Annotated in this window: 17 protein-coding genes and 3 pseudogenes; 11 read left to right on the top strand and 9 right to left on the bottom strand. The window is 70.6% G+C overall.

Features of this window, described 5'->3' with window-relative positions; genetic code table 11:
* Positions 1–54 precede the first annotated feature (54 nt).
* The gene (locus JIX56_RS13930) at positions 55–2,457 is read right to left on the bottom strand and encodes an excinuclease ABC subunit UvrA (protein WP_257540647.1); all 2,403 of its coding nucleotides are present in this window, start codon (positions 2,455–2,457) and stop codon (positions 55–57) included.
* A gap of 450 nt (positions 2,458–2,907) precedes the next feature.
* Between JIX56_RS13930 and ku the strand changes: the two genes are divergently transcribed.
* Positions 2,908–4,017, top strand: a complete 1,110-nt coding sequence (gene ku, locus JIX56_RS13925) for a non-homologous end joining protein Ku (RefSeq protein ID WP_443031815.1) — start codon at positions 2,908–2,910, stop codon at positions 4,015–4,017.
* Between the two features lie 56 nt (positions 4,018–4,073).
* Here the strand turns inward: ku and JIX56_RS13920 are convergent.
* A pseudogene (locus tag JIX56_RS13920) lies at positions 4,074–5,324 on the bottom strand (beta-ketoacyl-[acyl-carrier-protein] synthase family protein); the annotation flags it as partial.
* Between the two features lie 384 nt (positions 5,325–5,708).
* Positions 5,709–6,734: a lysylphosphatidylglycerol synthase transmembrane domain-containing protein gene (locus tag JIX56_RS13915; RefSeq protein WP_257540643.1), complete on the bottom strand. Its 1,026-nt coding sequence runs from the start codon at positions 6,732–6,734 to the stop codon at positions 5,709–5,711.
* A 1,027-nt stretch (positions 6,735–7,761) separates the two neighbouring features.
* Between JIX56_RS13915 and JIX56_RS13910 the strand changes: the two genes are divergently transcribed.
* The 5 genes and pseudogenes from JIX56_RS13910 to JIX56_RS13890 all read left to right on the top strand — a co-directional run bounded on the left by JIX56_RS13910 (position 7,762) and on the right by JIX56_RS13890 (position 13,046).
* Positions 7,762–10,845 carry a SpoIIE family protein phosphatase gene (locus JIX56_RS13910; RefSeq protein WP_257540641.1) on the top strand — a complete coding sequence of 1,028 codons (3,084 nt, stop codon included), beginning with the start codon at positions 7,762–7,764 and terminating at the stop codon, positions 10,843–10,845.
* 58 nt (positions 10,846–10,903) lie between these two features.
* Positions 10,904–11,128, top strand: a pseudogene (locus tag JIX56_RS13905) (tyrosine-type recombinase/integrase); the annotation flags it as partial.
* A gap of 426 nt (positions 11,129–11,554) precedes the next feature.
* Complete coding sequence (locus JIX56_RS13900) at positions 11,555–11,851, top strand: GlsB/YeaQ/YmgE family stress response membrane protein (protein ID WP_257540639.1); 297 nt, start codon at positions 11,555–11,557, stop codon at positions 11,849–11,851.
* A gap of 165 nt (positions 11,852–12,016) precedes the next feature.
* Entirely contained in the window at positions 12,017–12,469 is a 453-nt protein-coding gene (locus tag JIX56_RS13895; protein ID WP_257540638.1) for an SseB family protein, read from the top strand.
* A gap of 172 nt (positions 12,470–12,641) precedes the next feature.
* Positions 12,642–13,046 (top strand): ChaB family protein, encoded by a 405-nt coding sequence (locus JIX56_RS13890; RefSeq protein ID WP_257540636.1) that lies wholly within the window; start codon positions 12,642–12,644, stop codon positions 13,044–13,046.
* A gap of 307 nt (positions 13,047–13,353) precedes the next feature.
* On the opposite strand, the gene JIX56_RS13885 is transcribed toward JIX56_RS13890, so the two are convergent.
* Complete coding sequence (locus JIX56_RS13885) at positions 13,354–13,989, bottom strand: DUF5134 domain-containing protein (RefSeq protein ID WP_257540634.1); 636 nt, start codon at positions 13,987–13,989, stop codon at positions 13,354–13,356.
* Here JIX56_RS13885 and JIX56_RS13880 point away from each other — a divergent pair.
* Positions 13,975–14,685 carry an alpha/beta fold hydrolase gene (locus JIX56_RS13880; RefSeq protein WP_257540632.1) on the top strand — a complete coding sequence of 237 codons (711 nt, stop codon included), beginning with the start codon at positions 13,975–13,977 and terminating at the stop codon, positions 14,683–14,685. The genes JIX56_RS13885 and JIX56_RS13880 overlap by 15 nt on opposite strands.
* Before the next feature lie 160 nt (positions 14,686–14,845).
* Here JIX56_RS13880 and JIX56_RS13875 read toward each other — a convergent pair whose 3' ends face one another.
* The 4 genes from JIX56_RS13875 to JIX56_RS13860 form a co-directional block, all read right to left on the bottom strand.
* Complete coding sequence (locus JIX56_RS13875; RefSeq protein ID WP_257540630.1) at positions 14,846–15,709, bottom strand: F510_1955 family glycosylhydrolase; 864 nt, start codon at positions 15,707–15,709, stop codon at positions 14,846–14,848.
* A 32-nt stretch (positions 15,710–15,741) separates the two neighbouring features.
* Positions 15,742–16,767: a C40 family peptidase gene (locus tag JIX56_RS13870; protein ID WP_257540628.1), complete on the bottom strand. Its 1,026-nt coding sequence runs from the start codon at positions 16,765–16,767 to the stop codon at positions 15,742–15,744.
* Positions 16,768–16,933: 166 nt separating this feature from the next.
* The gene (locus JIX56_RS13865; protein ID WP_257540626.1) at positions 16,934–17,845 is read right to left on the bottom strand and encodes a M56 family metallopeptidase; all 912 of its coding nucleotides are present in this window, start codon (positions 17,843–17,845) and stop codon (positions 16,934–16,936) included.
* Entirely contained in the window at positions 17,842–18,210 is a 369-nt protein-coding gene (locus tag JIX56_RS13860) for a BlaI/MecI/CopY family transcriptional regulator (RefSeq protein ID WP_257540624.1), read from the bottom strand. The genes JIX56_RS13865 and JIX56_RS13860 overlap by 4 nt, the downstream gene beginning before the upstream one ends.
* A gap of 281 nt (positions 18,211–18,491) precedes the next feature.
* On the opposite strand from JIX56_RS13860, the pseudogene JIX56_RS13855 reads away from it, so the two are divergent.
* The 4 genes and pseudogenes from JIX56_RS13855 to JIX56_RS13840 form a co-directional block, all read left to right on the top strand.
* Positions 18,492–18,698: pseudogene (locus JIX56_RS13855) on the top strand (DUF305 domain-containing protein); the annotation flags it as partial.
* 1,003 nt (positions 18,699–19,701) lie between these two features.
* Complete coding sequence (locus tag JIX56_RS13850) at positions 19,702–20,046, top strand: hypothetical protein (RefSeq protein WP_257540622.1); 345 nt, start codon at positions 19,702–19,704, stop codon at positions 20,044–20,046.
* A gap of 108 nt (positions 20,047–20,154) precedes the next feature.
* Entirely contained in the window at positions 20,155–21,264 is a 1,110-nt protein-coding gene (locus JIX56_RS13845; protein WP_257540621.1) for a PLP-dependent cysteine synthase family protein, read from the top strand.
* Positions 21,261–22,559, top strand: coding sequence for an MDR family MFS transporter (locus tag JIX56_RS13840; RefSeq protein ID WP_257540619.1), 1,299 nt, complete (start codon positions 21,261–21,263; stop codon positions 22,557–22,559). Before JIX56_RS13845 ends, JIX56_RS13840 begins: the two co-directional genes overlap by 4 nt.
* A gap of 196 nt (positions 22,560–22,755) precedes the next feature.
* Here the strand turns inward: JIX56_RS13840 and JIX56_RS13835 are convergent, their stop codons facing one another.
* Positions 22,756–24,270 (bottom strand): AAA family ATPase, encoded by a 1,515-nt coding sequence (locus JIX56_RS13835; protein WP_257540617.1) that lies wholly within the window; start codon positions 24,268–24,270, stop codon positions 22,756–22,758.
* Positions 24,271–24,348 lie beyond the last annotated feature (78 nt).

The raw sequence follows: 24,348 nt of genomic DNA, 5'->3' as shown, positions 1-24,348 counted from the left end.
GAATCCCATGGAATCCCATGATTTCGTGCGAAAGCGTGCGGAACTCCCGCCGGGTCAGGCACCCACGTAGGCGGCCAGGTGTTCGCCGGTGATGGTGGAGCGGGCCGCGACGAGGTCGGCCGGGGTGCCCTCGAAGACGACGCGGCCGCCGTCGTGGCCGGCGCCGGGGCCGAGGTCGACGATCCAGTCGGCGTGCGCCATGACCGCCTGGTGGTGCTCGATGACGATCACCGACTTGCCGGCGTCGACGAGCCGGTCGAGCAGGCCGAGCAGTTGCTCGACGTCGGCGAGGTGGAGGCCGGTGGTCGGCTCGTCAAGAACGTAGACAAGGCGGTCCCCGCCCTTGTCGCCCATGTGGGTCGCCAGCTTGAGCCGCTGCCGCTCGCCGCCGGAGAGCGTGGTGAGCGGCTGGCCGAGGCTGAGGTAGCCGAGCCCGACGTCGGCGAGCCGGTCCAGGACACGGTGCGCGGCCGGCGTGGCCGCCTCGCCCGAGGCGAAGAACTCCTCGGCCTCCGTCACCGACATCGCCAGTACCTCGCTGATGTCACGGCCGCCGAGGTGGTACTCCAGGACCGACGGCTGGAACCGCTTCCCCTCGCAGTCCTCGCAGGTGGTGGCCACGCCGGCCATCATCGCCAGGTCCGTGTAGATGACGCCGGCGCCGTTGCAGGTGGGGCAGGCGCCCTCGGAGTTGGCGCTGAACAGCGCCGGCTTCACCCCGTTGACCTTGGCGAACGCCTTGCGGATCGGGTCGAGCAGCCCGGTGTACGTCGCCGGGTTGCTGCGCCGTGAGCCGCGGATCGGCGTCTGGTCCACCGAGACCACGCCCGCCGGTGCCGGCACCGAGCCGTGGATGAGGGAGCTCTTGCCGGAGCCGGCGACACCGGTGACGACGCAGAGCACGCCGAGGGGGATGTCGACGTCGACGTTGCGCAGGTTGTGCCGGGTCGCGCCGCGGATCTCCAGCGTGCCGGTGGACTCGCGCACCGACTTCTTGAGGGCGGCCCGGTCGTCGAGATGGCGGCCGGTGATGGTGCCGCCGGAGCGCAGGCCCTCGACGGTGCCCTCGTAGCAGACGGTGCCGCCCGCCGTACCGGCGCCGGGGCCGAGGTCCACGACATGGTCGGCGATCGCGATGACCTCCGGCTTGTGCTCCACGACGAGCACGGTGTTGCCCTTGTCGCGCAGCCGCAGCAGCAGGTCGTTCATCCGCTGGATGTCATGGGGGTGCAGACCGATGGTGGGCTCGTCGAAGACGTAGGTGACGTCGGTGAGCGAGGAGCCGAGGTGGCGGATCATCTTGACGCGCTGCGCCTCACCGCCGGACAGGGTGCCCGCGGGCCGGTCGAGGGACAGATAGCCGAGGCCGATCTCCGTGAACGAGTCGAGGGTGTGCCTCAGCGCGGTCAGCAGCGGCGCCACCGACGGCTCCTCGATGCCGCGCACCCATGCGGCCAGGTCGCGGATCTCCATCGCACAGGCGTCGGCGATGCTGAGCTTGCCGATCTTCGAGGACCGGGCCCCCTCGCTGAGCCGGGTGCCGTCGCACTCGGGACAGGTGGTGAAGGTGACCGCCCGTTCCACGAACGCCCGGATGTGGGGCTGCATCGACTCCTTGTCCTTGGACAGGAACGACTTCTGGATCTTGGGGATCAGCCCCTCGTAGGTGAGGTTGATGCCGTTGACCTTGATCTTGACCGGCTCCCCGTAGAGGAAGGCCTGCATCTCCTTCTTGGTGTACTGGCGGATCGGCTTGTCCGGGTCGACGAAGCCGGACTGGGCGTAGAGCTGCACGGTCCACTGGCTGTCCGACTTCCAGCCGGGGATGGTGAACGCGCCCTCCGACAGCGACTTGGAGTCGTCGTAGAGCTGGGTGAGATCGATGTCGGAGACGCTGCCCCGGCCCTCACAGCGGACGCACATACCGCCGGTGCGCTCGAAGGTCGCTTTCTCGGCCTTCGTCTTCGCGCCCCGCTCGACGGTGATCGCCCCGCTCGCCCGCACCGAGGCGGTGTTGAACGAGTACGCGCTCGGCGGGCCGATGTGCGGCTTCCCCAGCCGGCTGAAGAGGATGCGCAGCATCGCGTTGGCGTCGGTGGCGGTGCCGACCGTGGAGCGTGGATCGCCGCCCATCCGCTGCTGGTCGACGGTGATCGCGGTGGTCAGCCCGTCGAGTACGTCGACCTCGGGCCGGGCCAGGGTCGGCATGAAGCCCTGTACGAAGGCGCTGTACGTCTCGTTGATCAGCCGCTGCGACTCGGCGGCGATCGTGTCGAACACGAGTGAGCTCTTGCCCGAGCCGGAGACCCCGGTGAACACCGTCAGCCGGCGCTTCGGGATCTCGATGCTGACGTCCTTGAGATTGTTCTCCCGCGCCCCGTGCACACGGATCAGATCATGACTGTCGGCGGCATGCGGCGCCGAAGACCGCGTGTCCGTTCTCGTGGCCCTGCTCATCGTGTCTCCCTCGTCGGGCGTTGCCGCCCTGGCGGCCTTCGTCGGCGACGCACTCGATCCCGGTCCGACGCCCGGTCCCGATCCAACCAGCGTCCGAGTGATACGTCCTGCGGTTTCCGTCCCGTCCCTTCCCTCCCGTGCCCTCCCGTCGGCGTCGGCGTCGGCCATGCCGTTCACGCTAGGTGCGGCCCGGGCACCGACGCTTCTCGAATCCTGACCGGTCCGGTCGCGATCCTGGGCTGTGGCTGTGGCTGTGGCTGTGGCTGTGACTGACCGGCCCGGTCAGTCACAGTGCCGACGCGCACGCGTGATCGGACCGGGTTACGGTGTGGACAACCCGGACCGAACGGGCGATCGGGGCGGGGAGGACAAGCCCAAGGAGCCCCACGAGCTGCGCGGCGGCCGAGGTCACCGCGCCGGGGGCACCGACCCGAAAGGTGCGTGCTGCTCGTGCGATCCATCTGGAACGGCGCCATCTCGTTCGGCCTGGTCAGCATCCCGATCAAGCTGGTGAACGCGACCGAGAGCCACTCCGTCTCCTTCCGCCAGATCCATCTGGAGGACGGCGGCCGCATCCGTTACCGCAAGGTCTGCGAGCTGGAGGACCGTGAGGTGACGCAGGGGGAGATCGGCAAGGCGTACGAGGACGCGGACGGCACGATGATCCCGATCACGGACGAGGACCTCTCGTCGCTGCCGATCCCGACCGCCAAGACGATCGAGATCGAGGGCTTCGTACCGGCCGAGAGCGTCGACCCGCTCCAGGTGGACGCCGCGTACTACCTCGCGGCGAACGGTGTCCCCGCGGCCAAGCCGTACACCCTCCTCCGCGAGGCGCTCAAGCGCAGCGGCAAGGTCGCCATCTGCAAGTTCGCCCTCCGGGGACGCGAACGCCTCGGCATGCTCCGGGTCGTGGACGATGTCCTCGCCATGCACGGGCTGCTCTGGCCCGACGAGATCCGTACGACCGAGGGGGTCGCCCCCGACGCGAGCGTCAGCGTCCGCGACAAGGAACTCGACCTCGCGGACGCCCTCATGGACACGCTCGGCGAGGTCGACCTCGAATCCCTCCACGACGACTACCGCGAGGCCGTGGAGGACCTGATCGCCGCGAAGGCCTCCGGCGAGGAGCCTCCCACCGCGCCCGCTCCGGCCGCGGGCGGCAAGGTCCTCGACCTCATGGCCGCCCTGGAGAAGAGCGTCCGCGAAGCCAAGGAGTCCCGGGGCGAGGACGTCGCCGACATCACCCACCTCCCGTCCCGCCCCACCCCCAAACAACCCACGGGCAAGAAGTCCACCACCACGACGAAAAAGGCAGCCGCCTCCCCGAAGAAGTCGACAGCCAGATCAACCCAGCCCGCGAAGAAATCCACCGAGAAGAAATCAACAGCCAAGAAGACCAGCACAACAAAAACAGCGGCAACAAAATCAGAGCCGACAAAGACAGAGCCGACAAAGACAGAGCCGACAAAATCGGCGGCGACAAAAACAGCGGCGCCAAAAACCACCGCGAAGAAGACCCCGGCAAAGAAGGCGACCTCCCGCAAACACTCCGCCTGACCGCCGGACTGCGTTCGTCCTCGTCCTCGTCGGAGCGGGCGCGGTGGTGGGTCGGCCTATGCCGCGCGGCGGAGCGCGAGGACCGCGTTGTGGCCGCCGAAGCCGAAGGAGTTGGTGAGGGCGAGGTTGCCGTCGGCGGGGAGGGGGCGAGGGGCGGTGGTGACGAGGTCGAGGGTGATGGCGTCGTCCTGGTCGGCGCAGCCGATGGTCGGGGGGATGAGCCCGTGGTGCAGGGTGAGGGCGGTGACGAGCGCCTCCACGGCACCGGCGGCCCCCTGAAGGTGCCCGAGGCTGCCCTTCAGCGCCGTGACGGGAACCCGGCGCCCCGACAGCACGGCGGCGAGCGCGTTCGCCTCGGCGAGATCGCCGTCGACCGTGGCGGTGGCATGCGCGTTGACGTGGACGACATCGGCGGGGGACGCCGCCGCGTCCCGCAACGCCCGGCGCAGCGCGAGCGCCACCCCCGCCCCCGACGGGTCCGGCGCCGCCATGTGGTGCGCGTCGGCGGACAGCCCCCAGCCCGCGGCCTCGCAGTAGATCCGCGCGCCCCGAGCCCTGGCATGGTCCTCCGCCTCCAGCAGCAGAAACCCAGCCCCCTCACCGTTCACGAACCCGTCCCGGTCCTTGGCGAACGGTCGCGACGGGCTCTGCCCACCGCCGTTCAGCCCGTGCCGCGACAACGCCCGCATCGCCGCGAACGACGCCATGATCGCCGGTGTCACCACCGCCTCCGCCCCGCCCGCGACGGCCACATCCACCCGCCCGTACCGGATACGGTCGACGGCCTGCCCGATCGCCTCGGTGCCGGAGGCGCACGCACTGGTCACGGTCCGCGCCTCCCCGGTGATACCGAGGTCGAGGGAGATCTGCGACGCCGCCTGCGAGGGCACGCACATCGGCGTGGTGAGCGGGGAGACACTCCGCGGCCCCCGGTCCCGTAGCTGCCGGTCGCCCGCCACGAGGACCGACGCGTCACCGAGGATCGCGCCGGCGGACACCCCGACCCGCTCCGGATCGAGCCCGCTCTCCGCCGTACCGGCGGCATTGAAACCCCCGTCCCGCCACGCCTCCCGCGCGGCCAGCACGGCGAAGCGCGCGGCCCGGTTCATACGCCGGGCCCGGGGCCGGGGCAGCAGGCCGGCGGGATCCACGGGCACGGTCCCCGCGACCCGCACGGGTAACTCCGCGAACTCCTCCCCTTCCAGCTCCCGTATCCCGCAACGCCCTTCCAGCAGCCCCTGCCACAGCTCGCCCACCCCCACACCGAGCGGAGTAACAGCCCCGAGCCCCGTCACCACCACCCGCCGCCCCGCCGAGTACGACATGAACCAGCCCCCAGTCCGTCCAGCCCCGTCCGACGCCTCCTGACCCCGAGATGGTTCCCGTTTCAACAGCCCGCTGCACCCCAGCCACGCATGACGCCTCCGAAAGCCGGAACCGAGGCACGGAAACGCGGCGCTGCGGCATCACGGCCCTGCGGCATCACGGCGCTGCGGCATGCGGCGCTACGGAAACGGCATCACGCCGCCGAGCCCGTCGCCCCACGCTGCCGCGCCCTTCGCTCCACGCTGCCGCGCCCTTCGCTCCACGCTGCCGCGCCCTTCGCTGAGCCCTGCCCCGTGAGCGCTGAGCCCTGAGCCCTACGGCGCCGAGGCCCAGCCGCCCGCCAAGGCCCCCACCCACCGGCCCCCTCAAAGCACCTTCGCGCGCACCAGAGCCGAGAGGACGAGCGTGCCCGGGAGCAGGGGAAGCCAGACGGTGAGGACGCGGTAGCCGATGACGGTCGTGGTCGCGAGGGTCGCCGGCGCGCCGAAGGCGACGAGGGTGAAGACGAGTGCCGCGTCCATGGGGCCGAGGCCGCCCGGCGCGGGCACCGCACCGGCCGCCGTACTGGCGACGAGGTAGGCGAACAGCATCTGCGGCCAGGACACCGGCAGCCCGAGCGACGACCCGACCGAGGCGAGGACGGCCCCCTGGCACAGCGGGAAGGCGGCGGCCCCGCCCCACAGTGCGAGCGCGCGTACGGGACGGCTGTGCACGAGCCGCGTGTCGTTGAGGGCGGTGCGCAACCCTCCGATGAGAGGCCGCCGCAACGGTCGTACGGTCGTGATCAGGGTGACCACGGCGGCGAGGCTGACGGCGGTGATCCCGCCGACCAGGGCGAGCGTGTCGCCCTCGGGGAGCAGTTCGGCCAGGCGGAGCGTGCCCGGGAAGGCGACGACGAAGGCGAGGATCACCAGCGTCTTGGCCACCGGTTTGACCGCCGAGTACAGGGCGAGCGAGGAGGTGGCCCGGGCGAGGGGTATGCCACGGCCGCGCAGAAAGCGCAGGACGACCGCGTGCGCCCCGATGTTGCCCGGCAGCGCGTGCCCCGCGGCCCCGGCGGCGAACTGTGTCGCCAGCAACTGCCCCGGCGGCAGCCGCTCCGGCGTCGCCCCCTGCCGTACGCAGGCGGAGGCCACCGAGCACAGGGCCGTGAAGAAGGCCCCGGCCAGCAGCCACCGGGGGTCGGCCGACGCGAGGCGCACGGCGCCGCCGTGGACCGTCCGCCAGTCGACCGCCGCCCAGACGGCGAGCAGCACCAACGGCAGGAGGGTGAGAGCGAGCCGGAGCCGGCGGGCGTTGCCGGGGGAGCGGGCGGGGAGGAACGCGTGGAGCCTGGCGGGGAGGAAGGCCGGGAAGCGGGTCGGGCGGGGGCCCGGCACGGGGCCCGGCACCGGATCACAGACGGCGGTGGAAGTGGGAGCCGGGGTGGCCGGTGTGAGGTCGGGAGCCGGCTCGGAGACCGCGGCAAGGCCGAGGTCTGTGGCCGGTACCGCGGTGAGGCCCGGGTCCGGGGCCGGACACGGAACCGCGGTGAGGTCGAGGGCCGGGGCCGGACCCTGAACGGGGATGAGGTCGAGGTCCGGGTCGCGGACCGCGCCGAGGTCGGGGAACGGTGTCGAGCCCGGGACAGGGGTGAGCGTGAGGGCGCGGGCCGAATCGGGGATAGCCGCGCCGAGGTCGGGGACCGAGGCCTGGCCCGGGACTTGGGTGAGGTCCGGGGCGGCGGCCGGGCTGGGTATCAGGGTGGTGGGGTCGGGGACCGGGGACGGGGTGGGCCGCGAGGGGGGCGGCGCGTCGAGCGGGAGCGGGAACAAAGGGCACGTCGTCCTTCCGCGTCGCGTCGGTACGGCGGGGGACCGCACCGACGGAGGCAGGGCAAGTCAAGAACGAAGGGAACCCCAGGACCGTTCCCATCCCAAATGACTCCCCGGTATGCGCCAACCGAACTCCTGCCACCGCGAGAACGACGACATCGCTCCCGAACAGCGGCTCCACCGCCGACGGCCGCCCTGCCCCTACTGCCCCATACCACCCCACATGAGACACAACTCACTCCCGACCGCGCCGCACGCGGGCCCGTCGACACTCCACCCGCGCCCGGCCCCGGTCCGGCCGACGCCCCCCACGCCCACCTCCCCCCCCACGCCCACCTCCCCCCCCACGCCCACCCCCCCCACGCCCACCTCCCCCCCACGCCCACCTCCCCCCCACGCCCACCTCCCCCCCCCCCCACGCGCACCTCCCCCCCCACGCGCACCTCCCCTCTCTTGCGCCCGAGGCCTCTCATGCCGCCCGAGGCCCCTCCAGCCCTCTGTTGTGATGTGCGTCACGCAAGGTCTAGGGTTGTAGCGCCTGGCAGGCGACCCCGGGGGCGCGTCGGGTGGCGGTGTGCCACAGGGCCGCCTCCAGGTGAGGGAAGTGATCCCGTTGTCCGTCGCCTGGGACAACATCGGCGGTCTCGTCGATGCCCATGAGCGCTTCCTCGCGGGTGCGCGGGTCGACTCGGATGTCCGGGACCCGGTGCTCGACTCCTGGAAGCGGTGCCGTTCCGCCGGCCTCGAACCGCACCGGCTGCTGATTCCCTACGCGCCCGACCTGGCCATGGAGGACCCCTTCCTGCGCGCCGCCGACCCGGTGCTCACACGGCTCGCCGCCTCGCTGGCGAACGTGAGCATGACCATCGTGCTCTGCGACAGCCAGGCCCGCATGGTCCAGCGGCACGGCGGCGACCGGCGGCTCCTGGCCCGTCTCGACGAGGTGAACTTCGCCCCCGGCTTCTGCGCCTCCGAGGCGGCCGCGGGCACCAACGGCGTCGGCACCGCCCTCGCCGAGCGCCAGCCCGTCTACGTCCTCGGTCGCGAACACTTCGCCGACTGCCTCTCCCCCTTCGCCTGCGCCGGCGCTCCCGTCCGCAACCCGCTGAGCGGCCGTGTCGAGGCCGTCCTCGACCTCACCTGTCTGCGCGACGACGGTGACCCCACCATGCTGCGACTGGTCCGCGAGGCCGCCCACGACATCGAGGCCGGGCTCCTGGAACAGGCCACGGAACGGGAACGGGCGCTCCTCGCCGCGTACCGCCGGGCCGCGGCCGGCGCCGACACCTGGCCCAGCCAGCCCGAGCACCCGCCCTGGGCGCAGGGCCATGACGGCCGGTACGGCGAGACCCTGGGCCGCGTCGACCTGGCCGTCCTCCGGGAGAAGGCCGAGGAACTCATCGCCTCACACCACCGCACCCTCGACGAGGTCTCCCTCTCCGGCGGCCGCGTCGCCACCCTCCTGCGCCGCCCGATCATGGGCGCTGCGGGCGAGACGGGCGTCGTCGTCGAGGCCCGCGTCCTGGGCGGCCCCCACCTGCGCCACACGGCACTGACGACGCTGCCCACACCACCGACTCCACCACCACCCACGACACCGGCCGGGCAGCCGCTGCCGACAGCGCCGCCGAGGCCCGTGCCTTCCGTGTCGGTCGCAGCTCCGACAGTCGAGGCCGCGACGGCGGTCAACGCCCCCACCCCCCTCCCCACCACCTCAACCGCGACCGTCGTCCTCCGCACCCTCGTACCCCCCTCCCCGCACCCACCGACACATCCCCCACCGCCCCGGCCCACGCCAGAAGGAACAGAAGGAACAGAAGGAACAGACGGAACAGACGGAACAGACGGAACGGGCAGAACCGACGGCACCGGCAGAACCGACGGCACCGGCAGAACCCGCAGCGCCACCCGTGCCACCCCTCCCATCCCTCCCACCCCACCCCCCGACTCCGCCGCCGACGCCTGGCTCCTCCTCATCGGCGAACCGGGAGTCGGCCGCCTCGCCGTACTCGCCCGCCGCCGCCTGGAACTGCTGCACGACGCCGGAGTCCGCATCGGCACGACCCTGGACGTCACCCGTACCGCCGAGGAGCTCACGGAGGTGACCGTCCCGAGGTTCGCCGACTTCGCGGCCGTGGACCTGCCGGACTCGGTCCTGCTGGGCGACGAACCGGAACCGCTCGGCGCGGGTATGTCACTGCGCCGGGTCGCGCTGGGCGCCGTACACCAGGAGTCGCATCTGTACGAGGTCGGGGACCCGGTGCGGTACGTCCCCTCCACACCGCAGGCCCGCAGCTGGGAGACCGGCCGGTCGGTGCTCGAACCCGTGCTGGCCGAGGCGGGCGGCTGGCTCGCCCAGGACCCGGCCAGGCTCGAACAGGCCCTCGCGGCGGGCATCCACTCCCTGATCACGGTGCCGCTGCGGGCGCGCGGCGCGACCCTCGGCGTCGTCAGCTTCTACCGCTCCGAGCAGCCCACCCCGTTCGAGGACGACGACCTCTCGCTGGCCCAGGAACTGGTCGGCCGCGCGGCGATCTGCATCGACAACGCCCGCCGCTACACCCGCGAGCACAACACCGCCCTCGCCCTGCAGCGCAGCCTGCTGCCACGCGGCCGGTCCGAGCAGAGCGCGGTCGAGGTCGCGTACCGCTACCTCCCCGCACAGGCGGGCGTCGGCGGCGACTGGTTCGACGTCATCCCGCTCTCCGGCGCCCGGGTCGCGCTGGTCGTCGGCGATGTCGTGGGCCATGGTCTGCACGCCGCCGCGACCATGGGGCGGCTGCGCACCGCCGTGCACAACTTCTGCGCCCTCGACCTGCCCCCGGACGAACTGCTCACCCAGCTCGACGACCTGGTCGGGCGCCTCGACCGGGGCGAGGGCTGGGCCGTTGAGAACACCCACCAGGACTCCGGCATCATCGGCGCGACCTGCCTGTACGCCGTCTACGACCCCGTGTCCCGCCGCTGCACCCTCAGCCGAGCCGGCCACCCCATGCCCGCCGTCGTCGGCCCGGACGGAAAGGTGGACTTCGTCGATCTGCCCTCAGGGCCGCCGCTGGGCCTCGGCGGCATGCCCTTCGAGACCGCCGAACTCGAACTGGCCGAGGGCAGCCAGCTGGTCCTCTACACCGACGGCCTGGTCGAGGACCGGCACCGCGACATCGACACCGGCCTGGACCAGCTCCGTACGGTCCTGGCCCGAGCCGACCGCGCCCCCGAGGACACCTGCGAGGCGGTCCTCGACGCCCTGCTCCCGGCCCGGCCGAGCGACGACGTGGCGCTCCTCGTCGCCCGTACACACGCCCTGGGTCCGGAACGGGTCGCCCAGTTCGAGCTGCCCAGCGACCCGGCGGTCGTCTCCCGTGCCCGGGTGGCCGTCACCGGGCAACTGGCCGCCTGGGGACTGGACGAACTGGCCTTCACCACCGAGCTGGTGGCCAGCGAACTCGTCACCAACGCCATCCGCCACGCCACCGGCCCGGTCCAGCTCCGCCTCCTCCGCGACCGCGCCCTGATCTGCGAGGTCTACGACGGCAGCGGCACCTCACCCCGCCTGCGCCGCGCCCGCACCGAGGACGAGGGCGGCCGCGGCCTCTTCCTCGTGGCCCAGCTCACCGAACGCTGGGGCACCCGCTACACCCCCCACGGCAAGACCATCTGGACGGAGCAACCCCTGCCCCGGCCGTGACCCCGTCGCCCCCCTCAGTCGTCCCGAACGCCCGCCCGGCTCAGCGCCGGCACCGTGTCGGGAGCGCCCGTACGACGTGCGGCACTCGGCGCCGTCCACCTGGCTGTGTGCGGGCGCCGACCCGGTTGAGGTCGCCCAGCGCGCCGGTAACAGCGTCGAGGTCCCTGCTGTCGCGGTACGCGAAGTGCCTGTACGACCGGCAGTCCATCAACAACCAGCGCATCGAAGGCTCCTGAGCGCCTACGACCAGCCGCCTGAGCCTGATGAGCAGTTAGAGGCGTAGCTCCCCGCGCCCGAGCTGACGCGGGCGCGGGGGGACCCGCCAGGTTCACCTCGAAGGGCTGGATGCTCCTTGCCAGCGCCTCGACCGGGACGTAGCCCGTCACCGAGCCGCCGCCGACGGTGCATTTGGCCCCTGCGGCCTTCACCGACTGTCGCGCGGCCGGTGCCGCGCTGGACGCGCAGGGTGCTCTGCGCCGGAGACCCTGAGTGCCACGAGACCGTCGAGTGGGCGGACATCGACGACGTGCAACGGCCCGTCAGCGAATCCGCATCGACCGCTGGGGGGTCTTCATCTCTCTACCGTCACAGTGCACGCTCTGGCGGCCCCATGTCAGGCCGTGCGTCCAAGGGCTTCGGGCCAACTGCTGTTTGGTGACGAGTTCATGGGAAACCCGCTAGGCGATCGGAGACAAGGAGAAACTCTGCTATGGGCATCATCGCGTGGATAGTCATCGGTCTGCTCGCGGGGGCTATTGCCAAGGCGCTCATGCCGGGCAAGGACCCGGGCGGAATCATTGTCACCATGCTCATCGGTATCGCCGGAGGTCTGCTCGGAGGCTTCCTCGGTAAGGTGATCTTCGGAGTGGAATCGATCGACGGTTTCTTCGATCTGTCCACCTGGATCGCTGCCATCGTCGGGTCCGTCATCCTCCTCGCGCTGTACCGGCTGTTCACCAGCCGCGGACACGGGCGCGGACACCGACGGGGGCACGTCCACGCATAACCGGCCCGAGCCCGAGTGGCCGACGTGGCCGAGTGCACAACGAAATGAAGTGAAATCGCGAGCGCCCCCGCCTTCAGGCGAGGGCCTCTCGCAAGTCTGGCGGATGCGGCTCGCGTTGCCCTTGCACGTCGCGTCCTTCTGCGACGCGGACGCCGCCTAACGCGGGTGCGCGACGAGCCGTTGGCCCACGTTCCCGCCCGCGTTCCTTTGTCCGAGCCGCTTGGACGGCGGGCGACGGTCACTTTCCTGGCTGACTGGCGGATGTCCCATCTGCCGCCCGACACCCGGCCGCTGCCCTCGGTGGCTCCCTATGACCAGCTTTCACAACACCGCCGACGGGGCGGTGACACCGCCAGCCAGACCGTACAACTCCAAGTCTACGAGCAGCGGGACGGCACCGAACTGGCGCCGGTGTTCACCTCGCACGCGCGCATGCGGCAGGCGTTCCCGCAGAGCACAGAGCACAGAGCACAGAGCATCAGAGGATGCCACTCGGTACGCTCGGCCCATGGCTGGCCGTCCGACGTAGCGGCACCGGTCATGGACGCCGGCACACCGGAGGAACTGGCACTGACGGCTCAGCAGGTCAGGGACCTGCTTGACCGCAGCGTCGCCTGAGCCGTACAGCTACGTCCAGCTATGACCCGCCGGCTACGGCTTTCCGGTGCACTGTGCAACGCCGACCGCGGGCCATGTCCGCCCGCTGTTGACGGGTCCAGGCGTCGCCGTTACCACGGCCGTGCGACGGGAACTCGCTCCCCGGGGCAGTTACACCGAAGAGGTGAGTCACATGCCCGGACGACAGGAACTCCCGTCGACTCTCGAACGGTCCTCCGAGGAGGCCCAGCGTACGTGGATCAAGGCGCACGACTCCGCCGTCGAACAGTACGGCGAGGGCGAGCGGGCACACCGAGTCGCCTTCGGCGCGCTCAAGCACACGCACGAGAAGGTCGGCGACCACTGGGAGCGCAAGGAAGGCGGGCGTAAGGGCCCGTCCGACCCGCGGTCGGCCAGGCCCCGGCAGCAAGGAGGGCGCAGCGGCGAGGGCGTCGACGAGCACGCCACGAAGGAGCATCTCTACGATCTCGCGCGGCGCATGGACATCGGCGGACGATCACGGATGTCGAAGTCCGAACTGCTCGACGCGATCCGTAAGGCCAACCGCTCCCGCACGCGCGCATCCCGTGCACGCTGACTGGAGGTAACCCAGGAGCCGGTCTTGGTAGTTGCGCTCGGACAGGCTTTCCGCAGCCGGGACGCACGAGTAAGGCCTCGCCGTTCGGGAGGCGTCCGGCGGGAAACGCCGGAGAGGGAGAAATGACGTCACTGGCATTCCATGCGTCCGGGTACCCGCGCCGCAGAAGGATGCCGTCAGCGGAAGTAGGGGTCCGGCAGGGCTTACCGGCGCGCCCATTGTCTCCGTTTCGGACGCCGAACGCGAAGTAACTGCGCCCCGCCGGGTGTGCTCGGCAGCCGCCGTGCTGTTCAGCCGGGCCCGGCGGTCACGCGGCCATCATCAGCAGCATCGCGGACATGGTCCCGCCCATGCCGATGTGCGCCGCGAGCGCCGCGTCCGGTGCCGCCCCCAGCTTGCGGCGTCGGCCGTGGCCGCGCCGCTCCGACGTCCTGGTCCTGTCCCACACCGAGACCGTCAAAGACGCCAGGAAGACGAACACGGTGTCCGGCATGGCCAGCAGCCAGCGCCCCAGGCTGAACCCGGAGCCGGCGCTGCGGCCGCCCCTGCCGGTACCCCGTGCCCTCGCCCACACGGACGCCCCGATGGACAGCAGGAAGTAGACGGCGAGCGCCGCGATCACGAACCGCCACACAGCGCCGGACCCGGCAGAGGAAGCGGTGCCGGCCGCGGTATGCGTCACGCCCTGCATGTCCATCCCGTGCAGGGCACCCGTCCCGTGCATGTCCATGCCGCCGGTGTGGTGCGTGTCCGCCGTGCTCGCCGTGTTCTCCATGCCCGGCATGTGCGCCATGGAATGCCCGCCGCCCAGCGCGAGGACCGGTCCGGATGACGTGCTCGTCATGGCGAGCGTCATGATCACCATGCCCGCGCTGCCGACGATGAGGTGGACCCAGTGACGGCGGCGCTTCCACCCGCCCTCGCGCGTGTGCCTGACCGCCACCGCCACACCCCCGAGCTGGCGAGTCTTCTGGCCGAACGCTACCGGGTCGTACTGCCGGACGTGCGCGGGTATGGCCGGTCGGTCTGTGCTGATCCGGCCCTCCACACGTGGTCCCGATACGCCGACGACGTCCTTGCGCTGATGGACCATCTCGGACTGCAACGGGCCGCGGTCGGCGGTACGGGTCTGGGCGGCACCATCGCATTGCGCGCCGCCGCGGCCCACCCCGAGCGGATACGGGCGGCACTGGTGATCAGCCTGGAGGACATCGAGGACGACGAGGCCAAGCAGGCCGAGGCCGAGATGCTGGAGCGGTTCGCCGCCCGTGTGCGGTCCAGTGGGCTCAGCGCCGCGTGGAGTGATCTACTGCCGTCCCTGGCCCCCGGCATCGGGAACCTCGTACGCGAGGCCATTCCCCGCGCCGATCCCGCGAGCATCGTGGCCGCCTGCGCCATCGGCCGTGACCGCGCGTTCCGCAGTGTCGACGACCTGAGGGCCATCACCGTCCCGACCTTGGTCGTGCCGGGCGCCGACGCGCGACATCCCGGCGAACTCGCCGCGGCCGCCGTCCAGATCCTGCCCCACGGCGAACTCGCGCCCGCGGCCCCGTTCGACACGGTGGAGACTGCCGAGGGCCTCGGACTGGCACTCGCTCCGGCCCTCAGAGCCTTCCTCGATTCCTACATGCTGGCCTGAACAGGCAGTTGTCCCCTGCCGTGCGAAGGTCTGCGGAAGCGGTACCGGTGAGCGGGGTACTGCTCCGGCCGGTGCTGGGGCTGTGTTTTCGGCTGAGTGTCCGGCTGTCCGGCGACTGTCCTTCGGGCAGGATGCGTTGATCCCTCGCCCGTCAGGGGTGTCACGACGCGAGCGGCGCGAGTTCCGTGAAGGTCTTGCCGCCGTCGCGGGACTCGTACACACCCGTCTGTGTCGCGGCGAGGACGTGGTCGGCGTTGACGGCGGTCAGGGCCTGGGGCTGCCCACCGGGCACGGCCGTGAGCTGCTTCCAGGTTTTTCCGCCGTCCTCGCTGCGGCTCAGCTTCCCGGACGGGCCGATGCCGAACAGGGACTTCTCGGTGGGCCAGGACAGAAACGCCTGCACCGGCCCGGCGCCCTTGGCGAAGCTGCGCCCGCCGTCGGTGCTGGTGACGACGCCCTCCGCGGTGGTGGCCAGCAGCGTGTCGCCATTGGGGCTCACCGCGAGGTCGAAAGCTTCCAGCGTCGCCCGGTCGTCCCAGCTCTTGAGGTCGCTGCTGACCCGGATGCGACCGCCCTCGTATCCGTAGACGACGCCCTTGGCCGAGTCCAGGGAATGGAAGTCGGCTTCTCCCGACAGCGACCGGGATGTCCAGGTGGTGCCCGCGTCCTTGGTTTCGATGAGGCCGACGTTGCCGGGACGGTCGCTGCCCGGGGCCCCATGTCCGCTGGCGACGAAGGCGCTGTCGCCGGTCACGGTGAAGCCCATGAAGTCGTCCTTGCGGTCGCCGACGAGCTTCGGCTTCTGCCCTTTGGCGACCGTGTGGAGGCCGTTGTGGGTCGCGACGTACACGCGCTCGTCGGCCGGGTCGACGCCCAGGCCGTGCACATGGGACAGCGACGTCGACTCCTCCGAGGCGGCGGCCCCCGTGTCGGAGGACCCGCTTCCGCAGGCGGCGAGGGCGAGGGCAGCGAGCGCGGTGCCCGTCGCGGCGAACAGGGTGCGGGTGGCCGGGCGTGCGGTCACGGAAAGTCCTCGGGTGGTACGGGTGTTGGCGCTCAGGGCCTGCTCGCGGCGAAGAACGGCATGCTGTCGAGGGGGACGATCTCGATGTTCTTGCCGGTGCGGGGTGCGTGGATGGCCTTGCCGTTTCCGACGTACATGCCGTTGTGCTGGTTGTCGTTGTACCAGTAGATGATGTCGCCTGGCTGCAGGTCCGACCTGGCCACCTGGCGGCCGGCGTCGTACATCTGCTTGACGGTGCGGGGGAGAGAGACGCCCGCCGAGCGCCAGGCCGCGCCCACCAGCCCTGAGCAGTCGTAGGAGTTGGGGCCGGTGGAACCCCACTCGTAGGGCTTGCCGAGCTGGGCGTACGCGAACTCGACGGCGGTCCTGGCACGACCACTGGCCGGACCGTTGTAGCTGGCCGGCGCGTCGCTGCTGCCCGAGGCGGTATCCGCGCGCTCCTGGTCGGCCTCCATCTTGGCGCGCTGCTCGGCGGTGAGGCTGTTGAGGAGCTTGCGGGCCTCTGTGAGCTTGCCCTGGACCTCGTCCTTCTTCTTACCGGCCTTGGTGCGCGCCTCCTCAAGGGCCTTCAGCCGCTGGGTGGCGGTCGCACGCTCCTGAGCGAGCTCGCGCTGCTTGCTCTCCAGCGCCCGCAGGGCGTCGGCCTGTCGGTCGCTCGTACGGCCGAGCATCTCGGCCTTGTCGAGGTAGTCGTCCGGGTCACCGGACAGGAAGAGCTGCACGCTCGGGTCGATGCCGCCGTCGCGGTACTGCGCTGCCGCCAACGGGCCTATCTTCTCGCGCAGTTCGTTGATCTCCTGCTGCTTGCCGGCCAGCCGGTCCTGTGCGCTGTCCACCTCGCCCTGGAGCTTCTTCTCCTTCTCGCGGACTTCGTTGTACTCCTCGGTGGGAGCCTCGGCCTCCTCGTAGAGCTTCTCCACCTGCTTGCGCACCTCGTCCACCGTGGGCTCGGGAGCGGCCTGGCTCTGCGTCGGCAGGAGGCTGACGGCGCCGGCGGCCATGCCGAGGGTGGCTATCCGGGCACGGCTGGGCGGCTTCGGCCGTCGGTGCGTTCCCATCGTGGAGTAGCTCCTCTGCGCGTCTGTGGACCAGCGACGGGCTCCGGCCGTCGAGCCGACGCCGCGGCGTGTCAGGTGTCAGCGGTCCAAACGCGTTAGAACTTAGTAGCTTCGTAGTTCGTATCGCAAGCAAGTCCGCGTCACACCGGTCTCACAAGTGATCGGGTCAGCCGAGCGCGGGCGGGCAGGCGACCAGCAGCGGCAGCAGCGGTACGGCCGCGGCCACAGCGGCGACAACGCCCCGGAGAGCGGGATGAGGAGCCTTGCGCGGGCCGAGAACCCGCTTCACGCGGATCACGACCGTGTGCCCGCCCGCCGCGAGCGCACCCCTGGGCGTGCGGGCCGCCGCCATCTCGTACATGGCCGTGGCCAGCACCTCGCGGGACTGGCTACGCAGAGCGCGATCGTCCGCGATCATCTCCAGCAGCAGCGCCGTCTGCTCCCGGACATGCCGGGCCAGCGGCAGCCACCGGAACACCGAGTGGAACGCCTCCACGGCAGCCAGAACCAGGTGGTGGCGCCCCGCGATATGCGCCTGCTCGTGCTCCAGTACGGCGTCGAGCTGCTCCGGCGTCAGGTGGTCCACGGCCGCGTCACTGATCACGATCCGGGGGTGGCGGCCGGGCAGACAGTACACAGCCGGTACGTCGTACGGCATGACAGTGGCGCACAGCCGCGCCGAATGGCGGCCCACCAGATCCACGGCCTCCCGGTGCCGCTCCCGGGCCCGCCGGGCTCGTACAACATGGAAGGAGAAGCTGGCGAGGAGGGCGATTCCGATGACGGCGGGCACACCGAGAGCGAGCCGGTCCGCCGTGTCCGGGTCGGGGTGACCCGCGCCCGTACCCAGTCCGCAGGAGTGCAGCAGACCCACGAGGCCCGCGTGCAGGTGCTCGGCCGGCATGGCCAGGTTGTACGCGGCGAGCGCGGCCCCGATCGAGAACGACACTGCCAGGGCGTGCCACACGGCTGCCGCGAGGGCGGGGGCCCGGTGCGGCCAGCTGCTGCGCAGCATGACCTGGGGCGCGACGAATCCCACCGCTGCCGTGTAGCCGATGAGGACGGGGGCCGCGTTCACGACTTCGCCTGTCGTCCTACGTTCCGCAGGGCCTTGCGCAGGGCGGCGACCTCTTCCTCGGACATGTTCTCCACGAAGTGGACCAGCGCGGCCGGACGGTCCTTGCTTTCCCCCAGGCCGTCCTCCATGAGGGCGGCGGCGTACGCCTCACGGCTGCGGACCGGGGTGTAGAGCCAGGCGCGGCCCTGTTTGCCGCGCAGCAGCCAGCCCTTCGTGTACAGGATGTTGGTGACGGTCATCACCGTGGTGTACGCGATGGGGCGGGTCTTGTTTATGTCGTCGACGACCTCACGCACCGTCGCCGGCCGGTTCCACGTCCAGAGACGATCCATGATCTCCGCCTCGAGATCCCCCAGCCGCCGCATGCCCCCGACTTCCTTTCGCCACCGAATACGCAAGGCCATAGTAGGCGGCTCGTCGCTCAGGATTTCGGGACGGAAGGGAAACGCCGCACTTGCCCCGTGAGTTCGCGGCCCGCCTTGTCGATCGCCTCGTGCACCAGAGCATTCGTCAAGCGGGCGGGGGACGCCACGTGAGCGTCCTTCACGGCGTTCTCGCAGTGGCTGCATGGCATGCCGGACACGCGATGGACGGTGGTCAGTGGCGTGGGGTGTGATTCCTCCCGGCGGGGTCCGTATACCCCAGCATGGACAAACTGGAGAAAGCCTCCGGCACCGAGTTCGACAAGATGTTCCTCGAGATGATGGTCGAGCACCACGAGGGCGCCATCGAGATGGCCAAGACCGAGAAGGCGGACGGCAAGTACGGTCCCGCCACCAAGCTCGCGGACGACGTCATCACCGCCCAGACCGCCGAGATCGAGCAGATGAACGAGATGCTCGGCAAGAACTGACGTTTCGCCCAGGACGGTAGGCCCGACTGGACAAGACCCCGTCGGCCTACCGTTCCGATGCTGTTCAGGGGTGGGTGAGCTGTTTGCAATCAGCGAAGTGCCCAGCGATTCCTGGCGGTTGGCCCTACCTGGTGGCGGGCCTGTGCGCACATGGCTTGTTCACGTGGTGTTCCCGGAGCCCTGAGTGCAGGGCCTTGTGGATCAGGTTAGGATCACGGCGTGATTACGGCCTGGTCTCCCTCTGGCGTTCAGCGGAGCCGCTCATCAGCGGCTCTGTGGCGTGTGCTGGGACTGGGCCTGTTCCTCTTCGGCCTGCTGTATACGCATGCGGTCAGCCCTGATGCGACGGTGAGTCACGTCACTTCCGGGAAAGCTGCCGCCGTGTCGGACGTTCTGATCGAGTCCGCTGCTGAGCCCGAGAAGGTTGCAAGTGCCACGCAGGCCCTGTCGCCGAGTGACTCTTCGGAAGACCATCACCATGGCCACGGGGAGCACCTGACCTCAGGGGAATGCGCACTGGGGCAGCCTTCACAGGGCCCTGGTGTGGGGATGCCCACCCTCTGGCCCCTGAGTGCCACCACGGACGACAGCATGGTCGTCCCCATGCACGCCCGTCCCTGCGCGGCATGGGACTTCGCGGTGCCGCTAGCGCATCATGCGGCGGAAACCGCGGTTCTTCGCATCTAGGTCAGCGCCCTCACGAACCGGTCGATACTGCCCGGGGACGCACCGACTCGGCCCGAAGCCACAGTCGTGCCCACTCTCCGGTTGGTCGGTTCATCGGCGTCTGACCTCCTGCGCATGGCCCCCACAGCGCGGCGCGGGGTGGTCGACGGCCCTCCACCACCCCCCCACTGATCGCTGCCCCGTGCCGTGAGTCTTCCGGCGAGGGCGGCTGCCGCGCGGAGGATCTGTGCCGCCTTGCCCTGCCACATCTCGTGTTCCTGCCCCAGGGGCGGGTTCGTTTCGAAAGAACGGACTCGTCCGCACCACGCTCTGCTTCTTGTTGTTTCTGGTGTCGGTGTGCGTCGGCGACCAGCACCATGCCTCGGAGCGGTCGTACGGTCACTCGGCCGCCGTGTCGAGTGACGTCCCGTTATCGGCGGCGAGCTTCGAGGAGGACGTCCTCGAAGCCGCCGAATCCGCGGACCGCTGCCATGGTTCCGGTCCTGGAGCTGCCGCGGTCGCGCCGTCGGCCGCTCGCGTTCTGCCGCCCGCTGCCCTCACCGCCGTGTCGTCGCCGGACATGGCGGACAACGTCACACGCGCGCCCTCCCAGGCGACGCGAAGACTGCCGCTGATCGGCGGCCGGTCCGCTCTCATCGCCATCTGCCGGTGGCGCGTATAGACGCCGCCCCGGCGGTCGGCCCCGTCCGATCCGCCGCGCACCGCGCCATTCCGACGGTGCGCGAGATGAGCATCCGCACGCGTCCACACCGAATGAGAGCGAACAGAGATGCACTCCTTGACCACGAGTGATTCCACCCCCGCCGGCTCCACCCTCCAAGGGCTGGTCGGCAACACCCCACTTCTGCAGGTCTCCCAGCCCTTCACACCGGCCGACCGCGGCTTCTGGGCCAAGCTGGAGGGCTTCAACCCCGGCGGCATCAAGGACCGCCCCGGACTGCACATGGTCGAACGGGCCCGTAGCCGGGGGGACTTGCGGCCGGGACGCCCGATCATCGAGTCGACCAGCGGCACCCTCGGCCTCGGCCTCGCCCTGGCGGGGATGGTCTACGCACATCCCGTCACCCTCGTCACCGACCCGGGCCTGGAACCGTCGATGACCCGGCTGCTCACCGCCTACGGCGCCACCGTCGACATGGTCTGCGAACCACACCCCACCGGTGGCTGGCAGCAGGCCCGCCGCGACCGCGTCGCCGAACTGCTGGCGCAGCAGCCCGACGCCTGGTGCCCCGACCAGTACAACAACCCCGACAACGTCACCGCCTACACCCCGCTCGCCCTCGAACTCGCCTCCCAGATGGGCCACATCGACATACTGGTCTGCAGCGTCGGCACCGGCGGGCACTCCGCGGGCATATCGCGCGTCCTGCGCCAGCTGTACCCCGGGATGCGGCTGGTGGGCGTGGACACCGTCGGCTCGACCATCTTCGGCCAGCCCGCCCGGCCCCGCCTCATGCGCGGACTCGGCTCCAGCATCTACCCGCGCAACGTCGCGTACGAGAACTTCAGCGAGGTGCACTGGGTGGCACCCGCCGAATCCGTCTGGGCGTGCCGACAGTTGGCCGCATCGCACTACGCCACCGGCGGCTGGAGCGTCGGAGCGGTCGCGCTCGTGGCCGGCTGGCTCGCCCGTACGGCCCCTCCGAGCACCCGCATCGCGGCGATCTTCCCCGACGGACCCCAGCGATACCTGGAGACCATCTACGACGACCAATACTGCGCCCAGCACGGGCTGTTGGAGGCGCCCCCCGCCCCCGAACCGGAAGTCATCGGACGCCCCGACGAAAAGGAAGTCATCCGCTGGACCCGCTGCGCGACGGTCGGCGACCCGCTCTCCCTGCCGGCCGAGACGTCCGGTGCCGAAGGCGAGGCGCTGTGAAGGCGACACTCACGCAGGTCCGCTCCTACGACCGAAGCGTCCAGCTGCTGATGGTCAACCAGTTCACCATCAACCTCGGCTTCTACATGCTGATGCCGTACCTGGCCGCCCACCTGTCCGGAACCCTCGGCCTGGCCGGCTGGCTGGTCGGGCTTGTCCTGGGCGTACGGAACTTCAGCCAGCAGGGCATGTTCCTCATCGGCGGCACCCTCGCCGACCGGCTCGGCTACAAGCCCCTGATCGTCGCCGGTTGCGTGCTGCGGACCGTCGGCTTCGCCACGCTCGGGTTGGTCGACTCGGTTCCGGCGCTGCTCGCCGCCTCCGCGGCGACCGGTTTCGCGGGGGCGTTGTTCAACCCGGCCGTCCGCGCCTACCTCGCGGCCGACGCGGGTGAGCGCCGGGTCGAGGCGTTCGCGCTGTTCAACGTCTTCTACCAGGCGGGCATTCTGCTCGGCCCGCTGGTGGGGATGCTGTTGACCGGCGTCGACTTCCGGATCACCTGCCTCGTCTCGGCGGTGATCTTCGCCCTGCTGAGCGTTGTGCAGATCCGGGCTCTGCCAGCTCGCCGAGCGGACGACGCGACGAGCGCGAACCGCGGTGAGCGGGTGCGGGTGCTGTCCCAGTGGGGCGGGATCCTGCGCAACCGCGCCTTCCTGCTCTTCTCCACGGCCATGATCGGCTCGTACGTTCTGTCCTTCCAGGTCTACCTGGCGCTGCCACTGGAGGTACGACGCCTCGGAGGCGAGGGGGAATTCGGGACGGCTGCCGTCGCGCTGCTCTTCGCCGCGTCCGGTCTCGCCACCATCTTCGGCCAGACCCGGGTGACGGCGTGGTGCAAGGCGCGGTGGGAGCCCGGACAGGCCCTCGCCTGGGGGCTGCTGAGCATGGGGCTGGCGTTCGTGCCGCTCCTCGCGGCGACGGCTCTGCCCGTGCCCGACGAGGGGATCGGACGCCGGCTGCTCGCCGCCGTCCCGCCGACGCTGGCCGCACTGCTGCTGGCCCTGGGCACGATGATCGCGTACCCCTTCGAGATGGACACGATCGTCCGGCTCTCCGGTGACCGTCTCGTCGCCACCCATTACGGGCTCTACAACACCATCTGCGGTGTCGGCATCACCCTGGGCAACCTGCTCACCGGAGCCGCCCTTGACGCCGCCCGGGCGGCCGGCATGTCCGCGCTGCCGTGGCTGACGCTGCTCGTCCTCGGCGTGGCCTGCGCCGGGTCCCTGTACGGGCTTCACCGGGCCGGTCGGCTGACACCCAACGCTGCTGAACCCGAGCCTGTCATGGCCTGACCGAACACCCTTGAGGGGGCGAGCTACCTGATGGCGGCTCGCCCCCTCCCCGAGGCCCCAAAGGCTCTGTGGAATGGCCGCCCCGCTACCCGCCCGGGAGTCGGTGCCCTGTAGCGATGGCCTTGATGGCCGGGCTCATCCTGGCAGCAGACCTTGCGGCGATCGCCGTCCGTGAGTCACGCAACACTGACCCATGTCATGTCAGGCCGCGGACGGGTCCGTCGCCGTACAGCGCAGCGATGTCGACCAGGAGAACATCGCGGCGGCGCCCGGCGGCGTCGATGACGTCGGAGTGGAAGCCGTGCAGGGAGAACAGGGCCAGAACCGCGTCATCGGGCCGGTGCCCCTGGTCGGTGAGGAGGACCCGGATGTGTTCGAGGCGCTCGAGGTCCTTGAGCCCGCGGGGCTGGACGGTGGCCTTGGCCTCCCCGATCAGGGCGATGGCGGCCCGCGGGCTTTGCGGGCGCTCGCCGGGGGTTAGGGCGAGCTTGACCTCGTGCTTGGTCCGGGCGGCCGGGTCGGCGATCTCCGCCGTGCCCATCGCACCGAGCGACAGTCCCGTCTCGTCGATGGCGAAGGAGCGGGCCCATTCGCGCGTGGTCTCCTCGAAGTGCGGGCCGAGGATCTTCGAGTGGTATGTCGGCAGGGACGACTGCCACACCTGGGATCCGCGCCGCCGCTCCACCAGGTCCACCGTGGGCAGGGTGATCAGCTGGTTGAAGCGGATCACCGGGTCCGCGACGCTGATGACGGGGTGCCGTGCCTTCAGCAGGTCCTGTTCCTTGCGGACGTAGCCGGTGGACTCGAGCACCTCCAGCGGAGCGACCATGGCGGAGCGGGAGCGCTCCAGCATCGAGCCGACCTTCGCCGGGGTCGAGGCGCCCCGTGCGACCGCGGACAGTACGTCGTAGTACAGGGTGCGGTGGGTGATCCGCGGGTCCTCGCGCAGCAGGTACTCCGCCTCCACCCGGGAGTAGAGGGCCCGTCCCGGGTCCAGCAGGGTGCGTTCGACCCAGGGAGCGAACTCCGCCTCGCTCTGCGGCGCCGGCCCCACAGTCAGCGGCCGGTAGCCGGGGGCGCCGCCCAGCACAGCATCGACCTGCAGCGCCATCGCCGGGTTCTCGATCCCCCAGTGGGTGCGGGCGGTGCGGTAGTCGAAGGCCGGCAGGCGCAGGTCCAGCACGGCGCGGCCGCGCAGCGGCTTGGTGCCGGACAGCAGCTCGGACATCACGCTCATGGCCGAGCCGCACAGCACGATGCGACCGCCGGGCGCCTTGCCCGACTGCGACTGGTCGTACAGCAGTTGCAGGAATCCAGGGATCTCCGGGGAGTGCTGGAGCAGGTACGGCAGTTCGTCGATGACGATCAGCGGCGCCCCCGGTGCCCGGTTCACCACCTCCAGCGCGGCGGTGAGCACATCCCGCCAGTCATCCAGCCGCATCGCCCCGGGCCGCACTCCCGCATGCGCGGCGATCGCCTCGGTGAACCGGTGCAGCGCGGGCACCCGGCCTTCCTCCTGCACGGCGGTCAGGTACAGCCCGCCCACCGCCTCGGTGAGTGCCTCCAGCAGGAACGACTTCCCGTTCCTCCGGCGCCCCGAGACGATGGCCAGTCGCAGCTCGGGGGCTGGATCGGCGAGGAAGTCGTTGAGCAGTGCCCATTCATGGTCACGGTCCAGTAGCCGCTCCGGTTTGCCTAGCCGTCCACCCATGCCTTCTCCGAATCCGTTCAGCTCAGCCCTAACTAATTCCGTATACCTGAACCTAACCTATGTGCGGCCGTGAGCGTA

Source organism: Streptomyces sp. CA-210063, from assembly GCF_024612015.1.
Lineage (GTDB): Bacteria > Actinomycetota > Actinomycetes > Streptomycetales > Streptomycetaceae > Streptomyces.
The sequence above is the reverse complement of the archived record's forward strand: the minus strand, read 5'-3'. Positions and strand labels throughout refer to the sequence as shown.

Bases quoted from the DNA above. Each gene is read 5' to 3' on its own strand.
- JIX56_RS13930 (WP_257540647.1), bottom strand. From the start codon at position 2,457: ATGAGCAGGGCCACGAGAACGGACACGCGGTCTTCGGCGCCGCATGCC.
- JIX56_RS13900 (WP_257540639.1), top strand. From the start codon at position 11,555: ATGGGCATCATCGCGTGGATAGTCATCGGTCTGCTCGCGGGGGCTATT.
- JIX56_RS13890 (WP_257540636.1), top strand. From the start codon at position 12,642: ATGCCCGGACGACAGGAACTCCCGTCGACTCTCGAACGGTCCTCCGAG.
- JIX56_RS13870 (WP_257540628.1), bottom strand. From the start codon at position 16,767: ATGGGAACGCACCGACGGCCGAAGCCGCCCAGCCGTGCCCGGATAGCC.
- JIX56_RS13860 (WP_257540624.1), bottom strand. From the start codon at position 18,210: ATGCGGCGGCTGGGGGATCTCGAGGCGGAGATCATGGATCGTCTCTGG.
- JIX56_RS13845 (WP_257540621.1), top strand. From the start codon at position 20,155: ATGCACTCCTTGACCACGAGTGATTCCACCCCCGCCGGCTCCACCCTC.
- JIX56_RS13835 (WP_257540617.1), bottom strand. From the start codon at position 24,270: ATGGGTGGACGGCTAGGCAAACCGGAGCGGCTACTGGACCGTGACCAT.